We start from the raw sequence: 3,834 nt of genomic DNA on the forward strand, positions 1-3,834 counted from the left end.
GCTTGAAGCAGATGATCTCCTGCATGGTGATCATTTCGCCTTCCATGCCGGTGATCTCCGAGATCGACATCACCTTGCGCTTGCCGTCTGTCAGGCGCGCCACCTGCACCACGACGCCGATGGCGGAGCTGATCTGCTGGCGCATGGCTTTCACCGGCAGGCCGGCGGCGCCCATGCTGATCATGTTTTCCAGGCGGGTCAGGGCATCGCGCGGGGTGTTGGCGTGGATGGTGGCCATCGAGCCTTCATGGCCGGTGTTCATCGCCTGCAGCATGTCCAGCGCTTCGGCGCCGCGCACCTCGCCCAGGATGATGCGGTCGGGACGCATACGCAGGGCGTTGCGCACCAGGGCGCGCTGCGTCACCTCGCCCTTGCCTTCGATATTGGGCGGGCGCGTTTCCAGGCGCACTACGTGCGGCTGCTGTAGCTGCAGTTCGGCCGCGTCTTCGATGGTCACGATACGTTCGCTGTGGCTGATATGGCCGGACACGGCGTTCAGCATGGTGGTCTTGCCGGAGCCGGTACCGCCCGAGATCAGGATGTTCACCTTGGATTTGCCCAGCGCCTGAAGGATGGTGGCCATGGCTTCGGTCATCGAGCCAAAGCTGATCAGCTCATTCATGCCCAGCGGCTCGGCCGAGAAGCGGCGAATCGACAGGATCGGGCCGTCGATGGCCAGCGGCGGAATGATGGCATTGACGCGCGAACCATCCGGCAGGCGGGCGTCCACCATCGGGCTGGATTCGTCGATGCGGCGGCCCACGCGCGAGACGATCTTGTCGATGATCTTCATCAGGTGGGCGTCGTCGTTGAAGGTCACCGGCGTCAGTTCGAGGCAGCCGCGGCGTTCCACGAAGACCTGGCGCGCGGTATTGACCAGGATGTCCGAGATATTCGGGTCGGCCAGCAGCGGTTCCAACGGGCCGAAGCCGAGCACCTCGTACTGGATGTCGCGGGTGAGGTTGCGGCGCTCGCTGTCGTTGATGACCACCATATTCTCTTCGAGCAGGCGCTCGACCAGGATGCGCAGCTCGTCCTTGATCTGGTCCTGGGTCAGGCGCTGCATGCCTTCCAGATCCACGCGGTCGAGCAGGGTCTGGTGGATGCGGTGCTTGAGCTGCTGATAGGCGCGGTTGTCGATGCCTTCCGTGCGCAGCGGGGCGACATTGCCGCTGGCGCCGGCGCCAAGGCGGTTGCGAAGGGTATGAGCTGGTATTTGCATGATTCTCTCCCGGGGACTTCGGTGTCTTCAATTGCGCTGCAGGATGCGCGACAGCCAGCCGCGCTGTTCGCCCTCTGGCTCGCCGGCCAGTTCGCGGGCCATTTCCTGCAATGTTTTGGATACAGGGCTGTTGCGCGCCAGTTTCAGGATCGGCACGCCCTGATTGACGGAGGCAGCAGCCGCTTCGTAATGATTCGGAACGGTTTTGAACATGCGCGTGCCATAGGCTTTTTCGCAGTCGGCCAGGCGGATGTCGCCGCTGTTGGAAAAGCGGTTGACGATCAGGTTGATTCTGTCGCTGCTGTAGCCCAGCGAGCGGAAGACCGAAAGCAGGCGCTTGCCATCGCGGATGTAGGGCAGGGTGGCCTGCAGGATCGGGAACAGCATGTCCGCATGGTCCAGCGCGCGCACGCTGACGGCATCGAAGTTGCGGCCGATGTCGAGAATGACGAAGTCGTAGTGCTGGCGGGCCAGTTTGAGCAGGGCATCGATATGCTCCGGCTGCACGTCGTTGGCATGCGTCGGGTCTTCCGGTGCGGCCAGCACGCCGAAGTTGGGGGTGACCTGAACCATGCTGGAAGCCAGGAAGGACGGGTCGAGGCGGTGGATCTGCTGCGCTACCTGGGCCAGGCTGGCGGCCGGACGCAGGTCGGACACGAACAGGGAAGCATCGCCGAACTGCAGGTTCAGATCGAACAGGGCCACGCGCTTGCCTTCTGCAGCGGCCAGCGCGTAGGCCAGATTGGTAGCGAGGAAGGTGGCGCCGCTGCCGCCTTTGCACGAGACGAAGGCCAACACCTTGCCGGTAGCGCGGGAAGAGACGGCACGCTTTTCGTCGATGCGGCGCACCGCTTCGATCAGTGCATGCTGGTCCATCGGCAGCGGCAGCACTTCGCGCACGCCGGCGCGCATGGCTTGCAGCAGGAATTCCGGAGTCTGCTGCTGGCAGGCGACGATGATGGCGGTGCCAGGATGCTGGCTGCTCAGGCTTTCGATGCGCTCGAATTCCTTGCCGTTGACGACCGGCTGTGCAAGCAGGACCAGATCCGGCACGTGCTCGGACGTGTTCAGCTTGTCCATTGCTCCGGAAACCAGCTCCACGTGATCGGTGACGCTGCGCTCGCGCAGCAGGCGCCCGATTTCGAAGAGATGCTTGTCGTTGTTGGAGATGGCGGTGATCTTCATGATGCTCTCCGGTGCGCGCTCGCTAGTTGGTGAAGCCCATGCTTTCTGCATACATGATCACGGTCGAAGCCGGCATGTTGATCTTCAGGCTGTTGCTGTTGAACAGGGAGCTGTTGGCCACGAACGGCGTGAACTGCACGTTCGTCATCTGGACCTGGACCGAATAGATGCAGCTTGCAGTGCGGAGGGCATCATTGCAGGCTGACATATTGTCCGCGGGATCGGTGGGCGGGTTGATGACGGCGGTTCCGGCCTTGTTCAGGTAAGTGATGTTAATGGTTCCGGGCGTTATTTCGCTGGCGCCTGGAACGACAGTGGTCCTGTTAAACATGGCCAGGGTTTTTGCCGTCGTGTTGTCCGCCGTGCTGGTCCAGCGGATGGCCGCTTCGCGCGCGGCGCGCCGGGTCACTTCCTGCATCGTGTTATACACGTACATATAGCGGCCGACTTCGATGATGGCCAGCATGAGCGGGAAAAACACAAACAAGGCCAGAAGCGCAAATTCGACGGCTACGCCGCCGCGCTGGCGCGGCAGGTGTCGGGGGGACGGGCGGGCATTCATGTCGGCCTCCTAATTGGGCTGCATATAGCGCATGGTGGTCGAAGCCTTCATCGTCAGTGTTGTCGAGCCCGTAAGCAGAGGGACCGTGCTGCCGAAGACATAGCTCCAACCGGTGGTTTCGACGCGCACACCGCCTGGCTCAGTACCGTCGGTGCAGGTGCCGTCGGCGTAGGTGGTCTTGTCCAGGCAGGTCACCAGGACATTGCTGCTGCCGAAACCTGGCATTCCGCCAGCCTGGGCCTCGGCCACCACGCGGTCCTTGGCCGCCTGCACGGCTGCCGAGTTGATCGTGGCTTTGGCGGCCATGCTGAACAGGCGAGCGCCGTCACGGGTCGCCTTGGTCAGAGTTTCGTACTGGGCCAAGGCTCGTCCCAGGCCGAAAACGCCGGCCAGCAACGTGATCATGATCGGCAGGATCAACGCGAATTCCACAGCGATGGATCCGGAAGTATGGCGATGATGGCGGCTATTCATGGCATTCACTTATAGAGCTTGACTTCGGCGGTGGGCACCGGCTCGACAAGGCCAGTGAATTCCACAAACAGTTTTTTAGGCGAGCCGGAAAAGTCGGCCTGCGTCAGCATGAAGAATTTGCCAATTCCGACGGCCGGCATCTTGGCGCATGCACCACTGCCAACCGGCGTCGCGGAACAATTAATCAACACAAGGTTCAACACGCGGCGGTCGATTTGACCGGTGCGGCCCGTCGGTCCCAGGTAATAGTTCGAGTTGCTGGACTGGTTGTATGGCGCGGCTGGTGTCCCGGCCGGGAAGGCGTTGCCGGCTGTGGTTGGGTATTTGCTCGCGTCGATATAGTCAGTGGCACCGCCCTTGGGGCCGTACATCAGCTTGTCCGTGCCTGGTG

General features: G+C 62.3%; 5 protein-coding genes. All 5 read right to left on the minus strand.

Features of this window, described 5'->3' with window-relative positions:
* The coding region (locus AB4Z11_RS26135) for a CpaF family protein (protein WP_442028759.1) at positions 1-1,222 on the minus strand (1,222 nt) is incomplete at its 3' end.
* A 27-nt stretch (positions 1,223-1,249) separates the two neighbouring features.
* Positions 1,250-2,407: an AAA family ATPase gene (locus AB4Z11_RS26140; RefSeq protein WP_442028760.1), complete on the minus strand. Its 1,158-nt coding sequence runs from the start codon at positions 2,405-2,407 to the stop codon at positions 1,250-1,252.
* Between the two features lie 22 nt (positions 2,408-2,429).
* Positions 2,430-2,969: a TadE/TadG family type IV pilus assembly protein gene (locus AB4Z11_RS26145; protein ID WP_442028761.1), complete on the minus strand. Its 540-nt coding sequence runs from the start codon at positions 2,967-2,969 to the stop codon at positions 2,430-2,432.
* Positions 2,970-2,978: 9 nt separating this feature from the next.
* Positions 2,979-3,443: a TadE/TadG family type IV pilus assembly protein gene (locus tag AB4Z11_RS26150; RefSeq protein WP_442028762.1), complete on the minus strand. Its 465-nt coding sequence runs from the start codon at positions 3,441-3,443 to the stop codon at positions 2,979-2,981.
* Between the two features lie 5 nt (positions 3,444-3,448).
* Positions 3,449-3,834 (minus strand): hypothetical protein (locus tag AB4Z11_RS26155; RefSeq protein ID WP_442028763.1); only part of this gene is annotated, 386 nt, incomplete at its 5' end.

Origin of the sequence: Pseudoduganella sp. RAF53_2 (assembly GCF_052113985.1) — a bacterium.
Taxonomy (GTDB): domain Bacteria; phylum Pseudomonadota; class Gammaproteobacteria; order Burkholderiales; family Burkholderiaceae_D; genus Rugamonas.